This is a genomic window from Thermostichus sp. MS-CIW-26 (genome assembly GCF_054059115.1).
Genome location: NZ_JBSSBV010000012.1, coordinates 1 through 17,701 on the forward strand (window position 1 = coordinate 1; position 17,701 = coordinate 17,701).

A 17,701-nucleotide genomic window follows, 5' to 3' on the forward strand; every position below is an offset into this window, starting at 1 on the left:
AAACAGAAAGATCAACTGGTAGTAATCCGTACTGAACATATTATACATTATTTTCAGTATAGTTGAGCTTATTATTGACTAGAGTCATGCTCCCCCAGCTACGCCCTGGATGAGGCGGTGGTGGACTACTATTACCGGGCAGCTCACCAAGCGGGGGCTCAATTTGCCCCCCGTTCTTTTCTCACCGGCAAGCTCAACTTGCCCATCGAAGACGACTTTCGCGTGGTGACCAAGCCCATGGTTCTGGTCTGGGGAGAACAGAACCGCCTCACCGGCCCAGAACAGGCAGAGCGATATCGCACCTTGCGCCCGGAGGTGCCGATATACCGGTTGCCAGGGGCTGCTTTTCCGCACATTGAAGCGCCGCAGACCTTTTTGTCGGTGGCTTTGCGCTTCTTGGCCGAAGCCGATCCTGCCCTGCCGGGATAGACAGATGGGGGATCCCTTCACCCCTTGGAAGAAAACAGCTGGGGATTGACGCAAGAAGCAGCCCTGACATCAGGGGGAACGACCGTACTCTCGGCTGACGCGACCACCCCCAGCCACTTCCCTGAGGGGAAAGGGGAGTTGATACAAGCCCGGCAACTTAAGTGGGCTCCCCGGCCTTATCTTCCCAGGGATCACCATCCACAGGAGTGGAGCTGGAAGGAGGAGGGGCAGGCTCAGAAGGAGGGGCCTCTTCTTTGGCATACTCCTGTTCCCAAGCCGGTTGTTCGGGGGCGGGTGCGGGCTCAGGCGGGCGTGGACGCACAGGCTGCGGCTCAGGTTCAGGCTCTTCTTCTGCGTAAACGTCTTCTTCTTCGGCTTCGTATTCCTCGTCGTATTCTTCTTCGTAATCTTCCTCGACGGCGGAACTCTCGACAGCACTGGGCAGGGCAGGAGCAGGGCTAACTCCGGCTTCCCAAGGGGGCTTGCCGATTCCCAGGGTTTCCAAAATCCCCTTGGCCAGTTGGGTTAGGCGGGTCTCAGCGCCATCGGCAACAATAAGGCGATCCCCGCCCACAGAGACAATCTCATCGGTGGAGAGCAGATAGGTGCTGAGGATAAAGCCGGGTAAAAAGGTGAGGCCAAGGTTGGAGAGCACCAAGCCCGTGATGATGCCGGAGACGGAGTTGAACTCAAAATCTTTAACTTTGCCAAGGCGGATCCCTTCTTCGGTTACCACCTCGCTGCCAACCACGCGACTCAGGCCCTCCAAGTCCAAGTTGTCGAAAACTTCTTCGCTGGGGACAAGAACTGCATCCTGACCCAAAGCTGTTACCTGCCGCAGCTCCATCAAACGGGGGGATCCGGCAAAGGCTTTCTCCAGCACCCCCAGCACCAGAACCTGCTTGGCTTCCAGATCCGCCCAAACTTCGCTGACTACCCCAAGCCGGGCTGCGTTGCCCTGGCTGATCACCTGCGTTCCCAGAACCTGTGACCGCCGACGAACCTCTGATCGCACCAGCGCAACAGATCCTTTCCCAGTCGTCATGATGGTTTCCCCGTCGTAAGTCAAAACGTTCCCGTTGTTGGGCTGCGTGTCTGACACAGTTCGCCAGAATTAAGTAAGTTAATAGTACCACTGCCTGTCTCCTCCCTCGCGGGCTGCCCAGGTGGGATCCCGGCCAATCTGCCTGCTCCAGGCCAGAAACTGCTCTGCCATCGCGCCCAGGGAATAGTGCTCTTCTGCCCGTTGCCGACAGCGGCTCCTGTCGATGTGATCTAGGCGCTCTACAGCCTCTGCCAAAGCTGCCACGTTGTCCGGCTCGACGATCCAGCCGGTTTCTCCATCGCTGACAATTTCCGCGGGCCCACCCCGGCGGTAGGTAATCACCGGCACGCCACAGGCCAAAGCTTCCACCGCCACCAAGCCAAAGGCCTCCACCCACTTGGGGGTCATGATCAAGGCTGAGCATTGCCCCAAGATCCGCTGCATTTGCGGGGTGGGCAAAAACCCTCGGTAATCCAATTGGGCATGCGGGTACTGCTCTTGGATCTGCTGCCAGTAGCCTGGCTCTTGCAGGTGGCCTAGGATCACCACCGGCCTTCCCGTCTTCTCGGCCAGGGCAGCACAGTCTTCTAGGCCCTTTTCGGAGGCAATGCGGCCAATCCAACACAGGGATCCATTCCCTTGGGGCACAAAGTCGTAGAGGCGCAGATCCACCCCGCAGGGCAGATAGACAAAGGGATCCCGACCTGCCGCCATCTCGGCTCGGGCAAAGGCAAAGGTCTGGGCTTGCGCCCGCGAATGCACCGCCAGCCGACCAGGGTAGCGATGGGCAATGTGCTCTAGAGCCTGATCGACGGCATCGCTGAGGGATCCCATGCTAACAATGTGGGCCACCGGGGTGCGGAAAAAATCCGTCAAATAAAACGAGAGCCAATCGTAGCTCCAGTTCACGATTAGATCGAACTGATCTTGCAGGTGGGCAGCCCGCTGCCACAGGTTGGCCAGCAGAGAGGGGGTGTGGATCAGAACCGGCTGATCGCGGCGCTGGGTTTGCGCATAGGCCGGGGGAAGGCCCGCCACCGGCTCGATCACCTCCTCCGGCAACTCCGCCATTCGGGATCCCACAGGGGCCAACACCCGCACTTGGGATCCCATCTGGAGTAAGACACGCGTCAGGTTGGCAAGATTGAGCTCCACACCACCACCGGCCCCGGATCCCAGAGGTCCAACAGGGGTGGAGAGGAACAGATAGCGGTAGGGACGAGCCATAGGGAGAGCCTCGGTAGCTCAGCCCATTGTCTTCTCAATCCGGATACCCGACTCCTTTTGCCTGGCCTCAAAGCCCACAGCCTGCCCAGAACTTTATGAGGCTTTGGCTACAAAAATTTCTCCCTTCTCCACCTTGACCTTGTAGATGGCCAGGTCTGCCTTGGCCGGGCCACGGGTACGGCTGCCATCGGCAGCAAAAGCCGAGCCATGACAGGGGCAGACAAAGTTCTCCCCCCGCCAGTTCACATCACACCCCGCATGGGGACAGGCGGCATCCAAAGCCAGCAGAGAATCTTCTTTTTGCGGATCCCCTACCAACCAGAGGGTGACGGTGTTTTTCCCAAAGGCGTTTTCCACCTTGAAGGGGCCATCTTTGAGATCGGCCAGGGTGGCAACTTTCACAAACTCCGGCTCAGAAGCCTTAGAGCCAGAAGCAGTTCCCTGGGCCAGGGCAAAACGGCGCTGGGTAAACCCAGGTAACCAACCCACCAACGAGCCAAAACCGAGAGCCAGCCAGCGAAGAAAACCACGACGATTGTTGTACATGGCTATGTGTCCTTGGAGGTGTGCGAAATGTAGGTCATGAGCCAGCAAAAGACCGGCCCCTTCAGAAGGGATCCCCGTACAAATGCTGCCCTTAACACTTTGTTACACCGGAACAGTTTCGGCCAGGGCCAAGCCGCACTTTTTCCGGCTAGAGTACGCAGCAGCAGGCATCTTGGTTGCTTCATTGATTTGGCCGATGGGATGGGATGGGATCCCTTTCGGCTGTTGTACGCCTGGAGCCTAGGGTCGGGAGGTAAACAGCTCAGCAACCGTGCAGACAAAGCCGGGCAACAGGGGAGAAGACAACGCATCCTGAGCCAACAGCGTTTCTACCAAGACCAACTGGGCCTGTTGTCTGCGATACACCTCTACTCTCTGAGCCAGCCGATCGACGATCCAGTACTCTTGCACCCCATACACAGAGTAGAGTTTCCGTTTTGCCAAGCGGTCTCGATCCTCATGAACTTTTCCAGGTGATAGGACTTCAACCACCAGCTCAGGGGCACCCCGAAAATGTCCTGCTTCATCTTGAATCTGTGATAGCCGCTCATAACTAACCCAAACAACATCGGGAGACACATTATCAAATTCGGAAAAGAGGATCCCTGGCATGATTGAGGGTTCTCCCAATCCTGTTTCTAGCGACCACCGATGCAGTGCGGAGAACAAACACCCGATAATGTGCTGATGTTTGTGATGAGGAGAGCGAGTCACCAGCAGTTCTCCGTCGATGATCTCGTAGCGGATCCATTCATTCTCTGGAAGAGCCTCGATATCCCGAGTAGTCCAGCGTACTTCTGTAGCAGTCATTAGCTATCCCTATAGCAATAAATGGTGCTATGCCCAGGGCACCCTGCTGCTGTACCTACGACACTGGGCCGACAACTGCAACGCTGTCGCAACAGCGGGAACCGCACTTGGCGTAGCCAAATCTTAGCCCAGGATCCCGTTCACCTAAGCGGGACAGAGTCCCTTTTCTGTGGCCACCATGCCTCAATGGATACAGCGTCCATGGAGCTGAATGATTGGGTTGAAGTATTGTGTGGGGCTAGTTGGGATAAATGCGCAAGCGGCGGTTGGGCTCTTCCCCAAAGCTTTGAGCCCGCAGGTGATAATGTTCCACCAACTGGTGTTGGAGCTTGCGGATCAGAGGCGAACGGGGCAAAAGTTCCACCGGCTGAGACTTGGGAATGACAATTTGCTCCACCGCCAGGCGGGCTTCTTCCAGAGCTTCGGTTTCATCGCCTGAGCTGGCGCGAATGAACAGCTCCAGGTCGGAATCGGATCCATCTTCGCTTTCGATGTTGAGGATGTGGCGCAGGGCGCGAGCCAGGGCAATCAGAGTATTGGCCTTGACGGTGTGAATCGGGATCTGGCGGGAGTGGGCCATCTGCTGGATCTTGGAACGGCTGCGCACTTGGGATCGCAAGGCCAAGACAATGTCCGCCCCATCCAGGTCTTTGGTGACATCCGCCGGCAGTTTCAGGGTTTGGATCACCTGCTCCAGGTAGAAGCGGCTCACTCCATAGGGATAAATCATCAGCGGCCCATCTGGATTCTGCTGCCGCTCTGGTGGGGCCAGGGCGGATCCCTCCCAGTCCAAATCTTCTTCATCAGAGCCCGATTCCGCTTTGGATTCGGCCACCACCTGAGGGGCAGGACGGGATCCCGCCGGCGTTAACGGGACAGAGTCCTCTTGCCTATCCAGGAGCAAACCCGATGCTCCTCCCTGCGGCGAGCGACTTTCAAGCGGCTCTGAAGGCAGAGCTTCCATCCGTCCAGAGCGTTGCCATCCTCCCCGCTCCCGTGCTGCGGAGATTGTGCTGCCGGCAGGGGGCCATTGGGGGCCAGATAGAGCCGGGCGCCCGTTTGCGCCAGCGGTGCTCCGCACTATCACCACCTGGCCGCGTTCGTCTAGACTGCGGGTTTGGGTCAGGGGCTCGCGGTTGCGCAAGAGGCGATCCACAGTGGCGGCCACATCTTCATGGATGACCCAGCGGGATCGCTCCAGCATCTCTATGGCAATCTCAAACGTAGGGGGAGCTTTGCGCTCCAACACACTCTTTTGAGAGCCGCGCCGCCGCGCCTCTTCATCTCCTAGGGTGACGGATTGGATCCCGCCTACCAAGTCGGAGAGGGTGGGATTTTTGATCAGGTTGTCGATGCGGTTGCCATGGGCGGTGGCCACCAGTTGTACCCCCCGCTCGGCAATGGTACGAGAGGCCAAAGCTTCCAGTTCAGTGCCGATCTCGTCGATAACTACCACTTCGGGCATGTGGTTTTCCACTGCCTCGATCATCACCTTGTGCTGCAGCTCTGGGCTGGCCACCTGCATCCGTCTGGCCCGACCAATACCCGGATGGGGCACGTCTCCATCGCCGGCAATCTCGTTGGAAGTGTCGATAATGACCACTCGTTTGCCCAGCTCATCCGCCAGCACACGGGCAATCTCCCGCAGGGCCGTGGTTTTGCCCACCCCTGGTCGGCCCAGCAACAGCATGGAGCGCCCCTGTTCCACCAGGTCGCGGATCATGCTGATCACGCCGATAACGCAGCGACCCACCCGACAGGTAAGGCCAATGATCGTGCCTTGGCGGTTGCGAATGGCACTGATCCGGTGCAGGGTAGAGGCAATGCCTGCGCGGTTGTCACTGCTGAACTCTCCAACCCGGCTGATCACCTGATCCAAGTCGGCCCGGGTGATCACGTCCTCGGAAAGGTAATCGGCAAAGCCGGGGAAGCGGGCTTCGGGGCGGCGACCCAAATCCAGCACCACCTCCACCAACCGATCCAAGTGGGGATGCTGTTCTAGGCGCTCGCGAATCGGAGCCGGCAGGATATCCAAAAGCTTGCTCAGGTCGTCGCTGTATTGAACCTGGCCGGGAAAGCCGGTACGTTCACGTAAGCGGTGCGGAGCACTTTCCGGATCCATCGACGGACTTGGGGTTGAGGGCTGTACGGGGAAACTCATGGCTGAGCAACGTCGTTAAACGCAGGAAAAACAGGTTTGCCTAAAAGCAACGGATCGCCGCTTTACTTGCTGCACCAACTGCTTGGCCAACGGGATCCCTGCCGCCAATCCGGGATTCCATCCTGACTCCGATGAGCTGTGGGCTGGCCCTTCCAGATAGGCTGACACCAACTGTCGCGCGTAGCTGCCGAAGGCTACCCCCGCCACCGGCCACCGGGGATCCAACAGCGGCACCGTTTGGGCGTTGGTTCCTCCTGCCAATTGCACATAGCCTGGCAGACCCATATTCAGTACCTTCTCGGCCAACTTTAGGGCAGCTTTGCCGGTGCCAGCTCCAATATCCCCACTCATAGGCCGGCCATCCACCTGCCAGATCAACACCTCCGGCAAGGGATCCATGAGGGCCAGCAGATCCCTCAAATAAGCCTCTAGGCCCGGACCATCGTTAAAGCTAATTGAGATGGCCTGGAGCTGAGGTAGCCAGGGCTTCAGGGATCCCCACAATTGCTCGAATGGCCTCTGGCGACCGATGCAGGTGTGAATCTCCACCGCTTGAATGCCCAGCTCGACCAAAGGCGGCAAAACTTCTGACAAAGCGACCTGGTAGCCGAAGGTGGCAATGCGCCGGTGGGGGCAAACCGGCTCGCAGCGCCCACAGCCGTAGCACAGCTCTGTCTGGATGTGGACTTGAGCAGGAAGGGCTGCCTGTGTCAAGGCATGGGGAGGACAGACTGCCAAACAAGGCTGAGGACAGTCGGCAGGACAAACAGGAGCCGTCAGCACCGCCTTGCGGAAATGCACGTCTTCGCCGTCATTGACGCTGACCATCAACCAAGGGGATCCCGCCTGGGGATCTTCGGCTTGTGCCCGTTGGATCCCTTCTTGAGCGGCCCGCACAATGGCCGGATCGGCAGCAACATCAATACAATCTGCCCCGGCCAGCGTGTAAAGGAAAGCCAGCTCCCGAACCGAGGGCAAGTGGTGGAAACTTGCGCCGCAGATCAGCTTAAACCAAGTACCCTGTTGCAGCGAGGCGGTTGGCAAGGTCACAGGCACGAGAAACCGCTAGCAGGATGGGGATCTGAGCCGCAGGCCATCTACTTGAGATGGTAGCAAAGAAATTTCCAGGATCCTGAAGAGATGTTCAGGCGCTCTGCAGAGGTTGCCAACGAATTGACCGTTCTCGGCCCAGTTCCACCACAAACTTCACTCCCTTGTCTTCCCGACTCAGCTTCACCAGGTAGGAGAGTTCCTGTTGGCTGAACACATGCCCCTCGTAAAACCAAAACACCAACCCCTTTGCTTTCGGGGGCAAGGTGGCCCGATACTGCTCGATCAACGCGGGAAAGAAATAGGTGCGCCGCTCCGATTTGCCCAGCGTGGCAGGCCGTACCCCATGAATGCGCGTCAAATAGCTGGCCAGATCCCCGATTCCCTTACTGGAGAGGGTGACCACCTCATACCCAGCTCCGCGCAGCCGCCGCAGGTAGTGCCCTTCGGATCCCCCCTCTGGGGTTACAAAGATGGCCAAAGCCCCAGATTGCTCCAGTTGCTGTACAAACTTTGCACCTGAGCCGACCAGCAGCATAGGAAGAACTCCATGACTCGTCTAGGGTTGGACAAGCAGCCCACCTGCGCTCATTGTAACGGGATGGCGCCTGAAGCTGGGGATAGAAGCTGCCAATGGAACCCATAGAATACTGGCTATCTCCCTGTTTTGCAGAAGGGAGCGTAAAGAAGGGTTAAGATACGGGTAACCTGCTTGCAGGTCTCAACCCACAGGTGGCGGACAAAGGCGGATGGATCCCCCTAGTAGGGATGGCCTCCCCGCCACTTACACAGCGACAACAGATGAACCTCATCATGCGACGACGCGAGCTGTTGACCTTGGCGGTGGCCGGGTTCGTCACAGCACCCCTCAGCTTGGCAGGAGAGCAAAGAGCAATGGCCCAACAGACTTATCCCTTCACCAAAACTGACGCCGAGTGGCGGCAACTGCTCACCGAAGAGCAATACTATGTGCTGCGCCAAGAGGGCACTGAGCCCCCCTTCCGCAACGCTTACTACGACAACAAAGCTGCGGGCATCTATGTCTGTGCCGGCTGTGGTCAGGAGCTGTTTTCCTCGGCGGCCAAGTACGACAGTGGCACCGGTTGGCCCAGCTTTTGGGAGCCGATTGCTCCCCATGTGATCGGCACCAAGACGGACTGGAAATTGTTTGTGCCCCGCACGGAAGTCCACTGCTCTAACTGCGGTGGGCATCTGGGGCATGTGTTTCGGGATGGCCCCCCACCCACGGGTTTGCGCTACTGCATCAATTCTGCTGCCCTCAAGTTCATCCCAGCCACCACTTAGAAATCCTCTTGGCTCCAGCTAAAACTGAGCCGCCTGTCTGGGTGAGCCTATGTCGGACTACACGTTCCTGGATGCTGCTTCGATTCTGCTGCGGGAGGGCCTGGAAGCTCTCTTGGTGCTGGTGGCACTGCTGGCCCTTTTGAGCAAGAGCGGGCAATCGGCTCAGAAGCGCTGGGTGTGGATAGGGGGATCCGCGGGCTTGCTGGCAGCGGTGATGCTCGGTCTGCTGGTGAAGCTGTTTTTCCAGCAGATGCTCACCCACACGCGACAAGAGGTGCTGGAAGGGATCACCGGGCTGGTGGCAGCAGGTTTGTTGTTCTCGGTCAGCCTTTGGTTGCACCGCCGGGCTGCAGTGGCTTCTTGGCAAACCTTTGTGCGGGAACAGGCGCAGGCGGCACTGGCCACGGGTCAGGTTTTTTCCTTGGCTTTTCTGGCCTTTGTGGCGGTGTTTCGCGAGGGGGCGGAAACGGTGCTGTTTTATGTGGGGTTGGCCTCTTCTCTCTCGGCAAAAGATTTTTGGCTGGGGATCGGCCTGGGATCCCTGGTGTTGGTGGCACTGGCGATCTTGCTGCTGCAGGTGGGGCTGAAATTGCCGCTGGGAGTTTTTTTCCGGGGTCTAAGTCTGCTGATTTTCTACTTGGGCTTTAAGTTTTTGGGCAGTGGCTTGCACGCTCTGCAGGTGGCGGACTGGCTGCCCATCACTCCTCTTGTTGGGATCCCAAAGCTGCGCTGGCTGGGCATATATCCCACTTGGCAGACGCTGCTCCCCCAACTGCTGCTGCTGGGAATAGCCTTCGCCTTGTGGGTGGGGCAATGGCTGCGAGCTGATTCTGCTCAGAGGCTTTCTTCGTGAAAAACGCTCTCCACCGGCACTGGGGATCCCATAAGCCATAAGTTTGATGAATCCCTGTCCTGGTTTTGATGGATGGCAATGATGCAGGTCACAATTTCATAGTCGTTTCAGGTTGGGACAAGGCGACCGAGGTACTGGGAAAAGCCTTCTGGCCCTGTGCATCTAACGTTTTAAGTGCGGGTGCAGTGTCCTGGTTTGAATCAAAATGACCCTAAAAAGAAAGCGCTCTGTACGTCGCGCCTGAAACCGCACCTAGTCAAGCCTTCCAGTCCAAGAAAGCAAAGCCTACCGGCAGGGATCCGGCAGGCCGCTGGATTTTGTCGGAGATCCCCAGTAGGAAACCCTGTCGATCGCTACGGAATCGACAGAGAGCATCCACTCTGTGGGGTTCCCGAGAATCAGGTATCGTAGACCCGGCATTCAACAGCATCTGGGTTTTCAGCGCAGTGCTTCTCTAGGCTGCTGGGAGTCCTCGGCTGGTGGCTGCGAGCTGCCAGCACTTCTTCAACCGCATCCCAGGCCGCACGGCAGTGGGGATCCCCTTCGCCGTACTCAGAGCAGACGTTGCGAGCATTTTCCAGCTCTTTGGCGATCACTTCAGACAGTCCCATGTTCTCAAGCTCCTTTAGACTAGATGGGGCCGGTGGCCCGCTGATGTAACCGGTTGACGCAGAACCTGTAGGGATTCGGTGTAACCGAGGATCAACAGGTAAAAACCAGCCGATCCAGACGGGGAATAAGTTCAGGATAATGACCTTGTGCCAACCGAATTGATCAACCGGATACATTACCTATTCTAAACAGTGACGGCAGGGGGGTGCAGCTGCGCTTTCGCGATCTCTTTGGGATCAGGATGCGCAGGGATCCCTCAGGCTCCAAACAGTTGTTCAATCCGTTGCCGCACCTGCTCTGGGGATCCCTGTTGACGCACTTGACCTTCCGAGAGCAAAATCGCCCCATCTGCCCATTCCAGTTCCGCCAGCCGATGGGTTACCCAGAGGGCGGTGATGCCTTCTTGATCCACCAGTTGCCGGATGCACCGCAGCAAATCCGCCTGGCTGTCGGGATCCAACAGGGCTGTCGGCTCGTCCAAAAGCAGCACCTCGCTGCGCCGGGCCAAAGCCCCTGCCACTGCCACTCGTTGCTTCTGTCCGCCGCTGAGGCCGTGGATGGGCCGACGGATCAGGTGCTTTAATCCGACTTGCTCCAAGGCTGTTTCCACCCGCTGGTGAATTTCCGCCAAGGTCAGAGCCTCTGCTCCCAAGCCAAAGGCCACATCGGCTCCCACCGTGGGCATGAACAGTTGGTGATCCGGGTTTTGAAACACATAGCCCAGCCGACCGCGAATCTCCAGGTGGCCCGAAAGGGGCTGGGGATGGGTCAGGGATCCGGACAACAGTTGCAACAAAGTGGACTTGCCGCTGCCATTGGGCCCCAACAGCATCCACAACTGGCCCTTGGGAATGACAAAACTGCACGCCTGCAAAACCGGCGGACGTTCCGGCCAAGCAAAGGTCAGGCTCTCCACCCGAATGGCCACCTCAGACATGGGGATCCCTTAGCGGCAGAGAGAAAAGGGCTGTCCTCAGCTTTGCAACTGGGCCAAAAAACCGGGACGGGCTCCCATGGGGCTGGCGCCGCCCGACTTGGAAGTCATTTGCACGCCACATAGCTCACCGGTGAGCAGAAACACCTTTTTGCCGGTGCGGTCGCAGGTCAGCTCCAAACTCTGAGGGGATCCACTCTGCAGAGCATTGACGATGCTTTGGTAGGCCCGGTTGGCCGCTTCTTCCTCTTTTTGGTGGACAACGATGGGGGCAGGGTTCCCTTTCAGGAGCAGTTCCAGAGTGTACATGGCTGACCGTTGCGTAGTGGGCCGTGGGACAAAAGAGAGGCACCCAGAGGACGCCGTTGGCGACAGCAGGACGAAGTCCTTTTCCAGTATCGCAGGTTGGGCCAGGGTACCGGCAGGCTCAACAAATGACGGGGGAGTTTCTCTCGCCAGATTAGGCCAGGCCGGTGCCGAGAAAAGGCAGCAGGCTAATCAGCAACAGGCCCAACGTGGCCAGGGATCCCGCCAAGAAGGAGAGGGATCGCCCAATGGGAATATCGGCAATGTAGAAAAAGTTGTAGAGCAGCCGCGCCAGCAGAAACACCCCACACAGCACAGCTACCCCTTCATCTCCGCTGAGGCCAAAATACCAGGGATCCGAGTGAGGGCCGGTGATGTAGGCGATCAACGCTGCTGCCGCAAACATCCCAAAGGTCTCAAACCCGTTGGCATGAGCCCAGGTGGCCCGCTGTCCATATGGAGGTAGCCTATCGAACATAGCCCGAGGAGCATGCAGGTCGTAGCCAACGCGGGCACGGGCATAGCCCACCACCCCCATGGGCAGATAGACCAAGAGCATGGCTGCCGCGATGGAGAACAGGGGGATGGCTACGAGAGGAGGATTTGGCAACATAAGATAGGCAAAAGGGCGGTGCACAATGACAGAGGAGAGAAAAGAGCCCAGCTTGGGTGGGAGCTATTGCCGGGAAAATCAACACCAGAACCATTATCCATCTATCGGGCTGTCTATCCAGGCAGATGCTTGCGTCAGGAAATCTTGCGGATTTGCCGGCGGCGCTCCTCATATTCAGCGCGGGTGATCAAGCCCTGTTTCAACTGGCTTTCCAACTGCTGTTCGGGATCCCGGGCTTCTCGCCCTTCCACACTGGTCCATTCCAGCTCGATCAACTCTCGGTTGAATCGAAAATCGAAATCGGCATTGCTCATGGTCAGGATCCACAGCCCTTCCAGCAAACAAAGGGCGCGTACCCCGTAGCTGAGGATCTGCAGCGGGATGGAAGGAACGAACACCATCAGCCCCACCACCAAGTAGCCCCAGCCCCAGCGTTGGTGCCCCATATAGAAGCGCTGCAACCCTGGAATGAACACCCCCAGCATCGCCAGCCAACCGGCCACCTCGCGGACCAACCGCCGACGTTCCTGTGGGGGCATATCAGGGCCCCTGCTCTCGGCCATAGACTGCACCAGCTAGATGTGCCATTAAGCTAGCTCAGTTTTGGCCGCACAGGGCTCAGGAACTTGGATCCAACCTCAGAAGATTTTTGAGCAGTATCCCGCCGCCTATACTTGATGGGGGCGGTTCGGGGAAGGAACATGGCAGAGCGGGAACTATCGGTAGCGATCTTGGCAGCGGGCAAAGGTACCCGGATGCGGTCGCAGTTGCCCAAGGTGCTGCACAAACTGGGATCCCTGTCTTTGATCGAGCGGCTGCTGCGCACGGTGCTGACGTTAAAGCCCCACCGCTGTCTGGTGGTCGTGGGTTATGAACAAGAGCAGGTGCGCCAAGCCCTGCGGGAGTACCCGGTTGAATTTGTGGAGCAGGCCCAGCAATTGGGCACCGGACACGCCGTTCAACAGCTGTTGCCCGTCCTGGGCGGTTTTCAGGGGGATCTGCTGGTGATCAACGGGGATGTGCCCCTGCTGCGGGCAGAAACCCTGCAAGCTCTGGTGGAGCGCCACCGCCAGATGAACCCAGAGGTAACCTTGCTCTCGGCTCAGGTGGCGGATCCCTATGGCTATGGGCGGGTATTTTGCGATGCCCAACAGCGGGTGCTGGAACTGGTGGAAGAGCGAGACTGCACCCCGGCCCAACGGCAAAATCGCCGCATCAACAGTGGGGTGTATTGTTTTCACTGGCCGGCTCTGGCCCAGGTTTTGCCCCATCTCAACAGCAACAACGCACAGCAGGAGTACTACCTAACAGATGCCGTCAAGCGGGTGGGCAAAGCCATCGCTCTGGATGTTGCCGATCCGCAAGAAATTGTGGGCGTCAACGACCGCCGCCAACTGGCCCAGGCGTACCAGATTTTGCAGGATCGCCTCAAAGAAGCCTGGATGGAAGCCGGGGTCACCTTTGTGGATCCCGACAGCAGCAGCCTCGAGGAAACGGTGGAATTGGCCCCCGATGTGATCATCGAGCCCCAAACCCATCTGCGAGGGGTGTGCCGCATTGGCTCGGGAACCCGCCTGGGGCCGGGCAGTTGGATCGAGTCCAGCGAGATTGGATCTGGGTGTCACATTCTCTACTCGGTGGTCAGCCACAGCCGCATCGGCAACCAGGTTTGGATAGGCCCCTACGCCCACGTGCGCCCCCACAGCCAGATCGGGGATCATTGCCGCATCGGCAACTTTGTGGAAACCAAAAATGCCCAGATTGGATCCCACAGCAATGCCGCCCACTTGGCCTACCTGGGCGATGCCAAGCTGGGATCCCAGGTCAACATCGGGGCGGGCACCATCATCGCCAACTACGACGGCCAGCAAAAGCACTTTACCGAAATTGGGGATCGCAGCAAAACAGGCGCCAACTCGGTGTTGGTGGCTCCTTTGCAGGTGGGATCCAATGTCACCATTGCTGCCGGCTCCACCATCCCTGCCCGCTACCCCCTGCCGGATGACTGCTTGGTGATCGCTCGCTCCCGCCCAGTGGTCAAGCCCGGCTGGCGACCCGGGATCCGCTCTTCCCGCCCCCAGGAGCCCCAGCCCATGCCGCCGGGATCCCTCAAGATTTATCCCTTGCGCCTTTTCCCCGGCCAAGATCTCAAGCAGGAACTAGAGCGATTGGCCCGGCAGCAGCCCTTGCAAGCGGGGTTTGTCCTCAGCGCCGTCGGCAGCCTTAGCCAAGCCACCCTGCGCCTGGCCGACCAAATGGGGGATCACCTGCTGTCGGAACGCCTGGAGATCCTGGCCCTGAGTGGATCCCTGTGCCCTGACGGAGTCCATCTCCATCTCACCGTTGCCGATGCCCGAGGCCAAACCTGGGGGGGACACCTGCGCCCCGGCTGCCTCATCTACACCACCGCCGAAATTGTCCTCGCCGATAGCCCGGAGTATCGCTTCTCCCGTCAACCGGATCCGGCCACCGGCTACCTGGAGTTGCACATCCAACCCGTGGCAGGGGATCCCTGCTGGCCGTCCCCACCCCCCCAACCCCAGCAAAACCAGCAGACAAAACCAGAGGCTGACAACAGCAGGCCGAAAAGCTTACAGTAGTCAACATGAGTTACCTAAAGCTAAAGGGGGCTTGTGAGCGCCAAGCCGAAAGCTTCACGGAACTCATGGACGCTTTGCGGTGTGGCGGGCATATTACTGGGTTTTCGGACGCAACTCATTCTTAACCGCAAGCAAACAACTCTAGCCGCCCAACACGCTGGGGTAGCCCGCCACGCCTATAACTGGGGCTTAGAAGTCTGTCGGCAAGCCCTGGAGAACCAGCAAAAACTTCCCACCGCCATTGACCTGCACAAGCGCCTAGTGGCCGAGGTGAAGAAAGAACATCGCTGGTACTACCAGGTCTCCAAATGCGCCCCTCAGCAGGCATTACGCAACTTGGAGCAAGCCCTTAAGCGCTGGCGGGGTGGGTTGGGGAAGTTTCCCCGCTTCAAACGCAAGGGAGTGCGAGACAGCTTTTACCTGGAAGGGAGTATTCGCACTTCTGGCAACCGCATCAAGGTACCTATCTTCGGTTGGCTGCGCTGCGCAGAGCTGCTCCCGGTGACCACACCCAAGAACGTGGTTGTTAGCTTGAGAGCATGACTCTAGTCAATAATAAGCTCAACTATACTGAAAATAATGTATAATATGTTCAGTACGGATTACTACCAGTTGATCTTTCTGTTTACTTTCGAGTCTGCCAACATGGTAGCCAAAGCAAAGCAGAAAATTGGTAGTAAGACGACACGGAAACTGCGCTTTGGGTATTCTACTCAAAGCTTTGCGGGATACCGCCATTCTGGTTGGAAACAAACAGAATGCTATCGCTGCATAGTTGAACAGTGATGTTCAGCAGTGTTCAGCGTAAATGTATCAGACGCGACAGGCACTGAACACTCTGGAAGTGTTTGTTAGCGTTTCGTAGGTCTTTCGGAGCGGTCATCAGTACCCCGTTGAGCAGCCAGAAATTGTTAAGCTTAACGCACGGATGGCAGTATCCGGCCATGCCCCGAGTGACAACTGCTGACGATCTGCTGACAGAATATGCCTCTGGCGAGCGCAACTTTCAAGAATCCAACCTGGTGGGGGTGGACTTGGTGCGCTCCAACCTGCAAGGGGTGAATCTGAGAGGGGCCAACCTCTCCTTTGGCAAGCTGAGTGGCATTAACCTGCAGGAAGCCGATTTGCGCGGCGCCGATCTCAGCTCGGCCAACTTGATGGGGGCCAACCTCCGCGGGGCCAATCTTTGGGAAGCCAACTTGATCGGCGCGGATCTCAGCTTTGCCGACTTGCGGGAAGCCAACTTGCACGGTGCCTACCTTTGGGAAGCCAAGCTAACCCGTGCACAACTGCAGGGATCCGATCTAAGCGGGGCAAAAATCGGCGGAGCAGTGCTGACCGGCGCTGACCTCAGCGGAGCCACCCTACCCGACGGGAGTGTGCGGGCTTGAGCCACCCCCCCAGCAGACAAGGCAGAATGGAACTGTTGCGACGGGATCCCTGATGTTACTGCTGTTCAACTTGGTCTTGACACTGCTGCTGGCTTTGGGAGTGGCAGTCCTGGCCGGGCAAAACCCCACCACCCTGACCGTACATTTCTTAATGTGGCGCTCGGTGGAGCTGCCTTTGGGATTTCTCATCGCCGTGGCCGTCGGCCTGGGCCTGTTGACGGTGGGGCTGGGCTCTCTCCTCTGGCCTGGGCGCAGCTTTTCTGCCACCGCCCGCCAATTACAGGAACGGGTGCGCCAACTGGAAATGCAGGATCAACCGCCCCAATAACGGCCAATTCCCAAAGGGATCCCTCTGCTTTCTGGCTTTGGCTCAACAGCTTCGATCCCCTGCAATTCTACCTGCAATTCTATAGTTGACTTGACAATCTTGTCGCTGGCCCTAGGGAAAGCATGCTGGAATGGCCCACCGATGCGAGACTGGGCGTAAGCTGAGAAAGGATCCCTTCGCCGTCTGCTTGATCAGTGCGTATCTCCAACCGTAACCATGGCTTATTTCCAACCTACTTCCCCGGATAGCTCTCCCCAAGACCCACGGGCCCTGCGCAAAGCCCTGCGCGGATCCAGCACCTACTTTGCCAAGGGATTTGAAGAACACAAGGATCAGGCTCAACTGGAGCTGCAAACCACCTACAAAAGCCCCCTTGTGGAGCAAATCCGTGCCCAGTCCTACCGCTATCAGCGGGGCGACATTACCATTCACCTGGCCAGGGCCTTTGGCTTTTGCTGGGGCGTGGAACGGGCGGTGGAATATGCCTATGAAGCGCGGCGACGCTTTCCGGATCGGCAACTGTGGATCACCAACGAGATCATCCACAACCCTCTGGTAAACCAGCACCTGAAGGAGATGGGGATCCGCTTTGTGGAGAAAGGCCCAGACGGCAAGAAGGACTTCTCTCAGATCCGGCCCCAAGATGTGGTGATTTGGCCTGCTTTTGGGGCAAGTGCATCGGAAATGGCGTTTTTTCGGTCGCAGGGCAATGAGATTGTCGATACCACCTGCCCCTGGGTTTCCCGCGTGTGGAACCAAGTGGACAAGCACCGCGCGGCCCAATTTACCTCTGTGATCCACGGCAAGTACAACCACGAAGAAACCGTAGCCACCAGCTCCTTTGCCGAAAAGTACCTGGTGGTGCTGAACCTGGAAGAAGCGGAATGGGTCGCCCGCTACATTTTGCAGGGCGGAGATGCGGCAGAATTTCGGCGGCGCTTCGGCAAGGCCACTTCCCCCGGTTTTGATCCGGATCGCGATCTGGAGCGGATCGGCATCGCCAACCAAACCACCATGCTAGAGGGGGAGACCCGCGCCATTGCTAAGCTCTTTGAGACCACTATGCTGCGCAAATATGGCCCCCAGGAGTTAGACAACCACTTCATGAGCTTCAACACCATCTGCAATGCCACCCAAGAGCGGCAGGATGCCATGTTCGAGCTGCTCGAGCAGCCTTTGGATGTGGTGGTGGTGATCGGGGGGTTTAATTCCTCGAATACCACCCACTTGCAGGAAATTGCCCTGGCCAAAGGCCTGCCTTCCTTCCATATCGATGGTCCTGACTGCATCCAACCCAACAACCGCATCCGCCACAAGCCCCTTCACCAAGACCCGACGGTTACCGAAGGGTGGCTACCCGATGGGCCGGTGCAAATCGGCATTACCTCCGGTGCCTCTACCCCAGACCGCGTTGTTGAAGAGGTGATTCAACGCATCTTCGCCCTGCGTGAAGAACCTCGGCGGATCCCTGCCTAGGGATCCCTTCCCTCT

Annotated in this window: 20 protein-coding genes and 2 pseudogenes; 10 read left to right on the forward strand and 12 right to left on the reverse strand. The window is 58.1% G+C overall.

Going from position 1 to position 17,701, the window contains the following annotated elements; genetic code table 11:
- The first annotated feature begins 120 nt into the window (after positions 1-120).
- The gene (locus tag ACVWZU_RS05870) at positions 121-429 is read left to right on the forward strand and encodes an alpha/beta fold hydrolase (protein WP_457443856.1); all 309 of its coding nucleotides are present in this window, start codon (positions 121-123) and stop codon (positions 427-429) included.
- Between the two features lie 157 nt (positions 430-586).
- On the opposite strand, the gene ACVWZU_RS05875 is transcribed toward ACVWZU_RS05870, so the two are convergent.
- The 7 genes from ACVWZU_RS05875 to ndhN form a co-directional block, all read right to left on the reverse strand.
- Positions 587-1,444: a PRC-barrel domain-containing protein gene (locus ACVWZU_RS05875; protein WP_414522191.1), complete on the reverse strand. Its 858-nt coding sequence runs from the start codon at positions 1,442-1,444 to the stop codon at positions 587-589.
- A 108-nt stretch (positions 1,445-1,552) separates the two neighbouring features.
- The gene (locus tag ACVWZU_RS05880; RefSeq protein WP_414384084.1) at positions 1,553-2,701 is read right to left on the reverse strand and encodes a glycosyltransferase; all 1,149 of its coding nucleotides are present in this window, start codon (positions 2,699-2,701) and stop codon (positions 1,553-1,555) included.
- Between the two features lie 93 nt (positions 2,702-2,794).
- Positions 2,795-3,247: a QcrA and Rieske domain-containing protein gene (locus ACVWZU_RS05885; RefSeq protein WP_457404897.1), complete on the reverse strand. Its 453-nt coding sequence runs from the start codon at positions 3,245-3,247 to the stop codon at positions 2,795-2,797.
- A 240-nt stretch (positions 3,248-3,487) separates the two neighbouring features.
- On the reverse strand, positions 3,488-4,057 hold the full coding sequence (locus ACVWZU_RS05890; RefSeq protein ID WP_011434179.1) for a Uma2 family endonuclease: 570 nt from the start codon (positions 4,055-4,057) through the stop codon (positions 3,488-3,490).
- Between the two features lie 238 nt (positions 4,058-4,295).
- Positions 4,296-6,179 (reverse strand): R3H domain-containing nucleic acid-binding protein, encoded by a 1,884-nt coding sequence (locus ACVWZU_RS05895; protein ID WP_457441621.1) that lies wholly within the window; start codon positions 6,177-6,179, stop codon positions 4,296-4,298.
- A 54-nt stretch (positions 6,180-6,233) separates the two neighbouring features.
- Positions 6,234-7,274, reverse strand: coding sequence for a Light dependent period protein LdpA domain-containing protein (locus ACVWZU_RS05900; protein WP_457443858.1), 1,041 nt, complete (start codon positions 7,272-7,274; stop codon positions 6,234-6,236).
- A gap of 88 nt (positions 7,275-7,362) precedes the next feature.
- The gene (gene ndhN / locus ACVWZU_RS05905; RefSeq protein WP_414344253.1) at positions 7,363-7,806 is read right to left on the reverse strand and encodes an NAD(P)H-quinone oxidoreductase subunit N; all 444 of its coding nucleotides are present in this window, start codon (positions 7,804-7,806) and stop codon (positions 7,363-7,365) included.
- 275 nt (positions 7,807-8,081) lie between these two features.
- Here ndhN and msrB point away from each other — a divergent pair, with 275 nt between their 5' ends.
- Positions 8,082-8,573, forward strand: coding sequence for a peptide-methionine (R)-S-oxide reductase MsrB (gene msrB / locus ACVWZU_RS05910; RefSeq protein ID WP_457443860.1), 492 nt, complete (start codon positions 8,082-8,084; stop codon positions 8,571-8,573).
- 49 nt (positions 8,574-8,622) lie between these two features.
- Positions 8,623-9,426, forward strand: coding sequence for an FTR1 family iron permease (locus ACVWZU_RS05915; RefSeq protein WP_457443863.1), 804 nt, complete (start codon positions 8,623-8,625; stop codon positions 9,424-9,426).
- Between the two features lie 398 nt (positions 9,427-9,824).
- Here the strand turns inward: ACVWZU_RS05915 and ACVWZU_RS05920 are convergent, their stop codons facing one another.
- The 5 genes from ACVWZU_RS05920 to ACVWZU_RS05940 all read right to left on the reverse strand — a co-directional run bounded on the left by ACVWZU_RS05920 (position 9,825) and on the right by ACVWZU_RS05940 (position 12,454).
- Entirely contained in the window at positions 9,825-10,037 is a 213-nt protein-coding gene (locus tag ACVWZU_RS05920; RefSeq protein WP_457384595.1) for a CP12 domain-containing protein, read from the reverse strand.
- Positions 10,038-10,294: 257 nt separating this feature from the next.
- Complete coding sequence (locus ACVWZU_RS05925) at positions 10,295-10,975, reverse strand: energy-coupling factor ABC transporter ATP-binding protein (protein ID WP_414331746.1); 681 nt, start codon at positions 10,973-10,975, stop codon at positions 10,295-10,297.
- 36 nt (positions 10,976-11,011) lie between these two features.
- On the reverse strand, positions 11,012-11,281 hold the full coding sequence (locus tag ACVWZU_RS05930) for a hypothetical protein (protein ID WP_414332008.1): 270 nt from the start codon (positions 11,279-11,281) through the stop codon (positions 11,012-11,014).
- Between the two features lie 151 nt (positions 11,282-11,432).
- Positions 11,433-11,891, reverse strand: a complete 459-nt coding sequence (locus ACVWZU_RS05935; protein WP_011434188.1) for an MAPEG family protein — start codon at positions 11,889-11,891, stop codon at positions 11,433-11,435.
- A gap of 134 nt (positions 11,892-12,025) precedes the next feature.
- Positions 12,026-12,454, reverse strand: coding sequence for an SHOCT domain-containing protein (locus ACVWZU_RS05940; RefSeq protein ID WP_414384099.1), 429 nt, complete (start codon positions 12,452-12,454; stop codon positions 12,026-12,028).
- A gap of 138 nt (positions 12,455-12,592) precedes the next feature.
- Here ACVWZU_RS05940 and glmU point away from each other — a divergent pair.
- The 7 genes and pseudogenes from glmU to ACVWZU_RS05975 form a co-directional block, all read left to right on the forward strand.
- Positions 12,593-13,948, forward strand: a pseudogene (glmU, locus tag ACVWZU_RS05945) (bifunctional UDP-N-acetylglucosamine diphosphorylase/glucosamine-1-phosphate N-acetyltransferase GlmU); the annotation flags it as partial.
- 36 nt (positions 13,949-13,984) lie between these two features.
- The gene (locus tag ACVWZU_RS05950) at positions 13,985-14,491 is read left to right on the forward strand and encodes a PPC domain-containing DNA-binding protein (protein WP_457384634.1); all 507 of its coding nucleotides are present in this window, start codon (positions 13,985-13,987) and stop codon (positions 14,489-14,491) included.
- Between the two features lie 81 nt (positions 14,492-14,572).
- A complete protein-coding gene (locus ACVWZU_RS05955; protein WP_457443865.1) occupies positions 14,573-15,034 on the forward strand; it encodes an RNA-guided endonuclease InsQ/TnpB family protein in 462 nt (153 codons plus the stop codon).
- Between the two features lie 48 nt (positions 15,035-15,082).
- Positions 15,083-15,266, forward strand: a pseudogene (locus ACVWZU_RS05960) (hypothetical protein); the annotation flags it as partial.
- A gap of 169 nt (positions 15,267-15,435) precedes the next feature.
- Entirely contained in the window at positions 15,436-15,882 is a 447-nt protein-coding gene (locus ACVWZU_RS05965) for a pentapeptide repeat-containing protein (protein ID WP_414522633.1), read from the forward strand.
- Positions 15,883-15,934: 52 nt separating this feature from the next.
- Positions 15,935-16,210 carry a lipopolysaccharide assembly protein LapA domain-containing protein gene (locus ACVWZU_RS05970; RefSeq protein WP_414328974.1) on the forward strand — a complete coding sequence of 92 codons (276 nt, stop codon included), beginning with the start codon at positions 15,935-15,937 and terminating at the stop codon, positions 16,208-16,210.
- A gap of 216 nt (positions 16,211-16,426) precedes the next feature.
- Positions 16,427-17,686: a 4-hydroxy-3-methylbut-2-enyl diphosphate reductase gene (locus tag ACVWZU_RS05975; RefSeq protein WP_414388748.1), complete on the forward strand. Its 1,260-nt coding sequence runs from the start codon at positions 16,427-16,429 to the stop codon at positions 17,684-17,686.
- Positions 17,687-17,701 lie beyond the last annotated feature (15 nt).

Excerpts from the sequence above, each read along its gene's own strand:
- ndhN (WP_414344253.1), bottom strand. The coding sequence starts at position 7,806 with ATGCTGCTGGTCGGCTCAGGTGCAAAGTTTGTACAGCAACTGGAGCAA.
- ACVWZU_RS05915 (WP_457443863.1), top strand. The coding sequence starts at position 8,623 with ATGTCGGACTACACGTTCCTGGATGCTGCTTCGATTCTGCTGCGGGAG.
- ACVWZU_RS05890 (WP_011434179.1), bottom strand. The coding sequence starts at position 4,057 with ATGACTGCTACAGAAGTACGCTGGACTACTCGGGATATCGAGGCTCTT.
- ACVWZU_RS05965 (WP_414522633.1), top strand. The coding sequence starts at position 15,436 with ATGCCCCGAGTGACAACTGCTGACGATCTGCTGACAGAATATGCCTCT.
- ACVWZU_RS05950 (WP_457384634.1), top strand. The coding sequence starts at position 13,985 with ATGCCGCCGGGATCCCTCAAGATTTATCCCTTGCGCCTTTTCCCCGGC.
- ACVWZU_RS05940 (WP_414384099.1), bottom strand. The coding sequence starts at position 12,454 with ATGGCCGAGAGCAGGGGCCCTGATATGCCCCCACAGGAACGTCGGCGG.
- ACVWZU_RS05930 (WP_414332008.1), bottom strand. The coding sequence starts at position 11,281 with ATGTACACTCTGGAACTGCTCCTGAAAGGGAACCCTGCCCCCATCGTT.
- ACVWZU_RS05880 (WP_414384084.1), bottom strand. The coding sequence starts at position 2,701 with ATGGCTCGTCCCTACCGCTATCTGTTCCTCTCCACCCCTGTTGGACCT.
- ACVWZU_RS05925 (WP_414331746.1), bottom strand. The coding sequence starts at position 10,975 with ATGTCTGAGGTGGCCATTCGGGTGGAGAGCCTGACCTTTGCTTGGCCG.
- msrB (WP_457443860.1), top strand. The coding sequence starts at position 8,082 with ATGCGACGACGCGAGCTGTTGACCTTGGCGGTGGCCGGGTTCGTCACA.
- ACVWZU_RS05920 (WP_457384595.1), bottom strand. The coding sequence starts at position 10,037 with ATGGGACTGTCTGAAGTGATCGCCAAAGAGCTGGAAAATGCTCGCAAC.
- ACVWZU_RS05970 (WP_414328974.1), top strand. The coding sequence starts at position 15,935 with ATGTTACTGCTGTTCAACTTGGTCTTGACACTGCTGCTGGCTTTGGGA.
- ACVWZU_RS05895 (WP_457441621.1), bottom strand. The coding sequence starts at position 6,179 with ATGGATCCGGAAAGTGCTCCGCACCGCTTACGTGAACGTACCGGCTTT.
- ACVWZU_RS05975 (WP_414388748.1), top strand. The coding sequence starts at position 16,427 with ATGGCTTATTTCCAACCTACTTCCCCGGATAGCTCTCCCCAAGACCCA.
- ACVWZU_RS05885 (WP_457404897.1), bottom strand. The coding sequence starts at position 3,247 with ATGTACAACAATCGTCGTGGTTTTCTTCGCTGGCTGGCTCTCGGTTTT.
- ACVWZU_RS05935 (WP_011434188.1), bottom strand. The coding sequence starts at position 11,891 with ATGTTGCCAAATCCTCCTCTCGTAGCCATCCCCCTGTTCTCCATCGCG.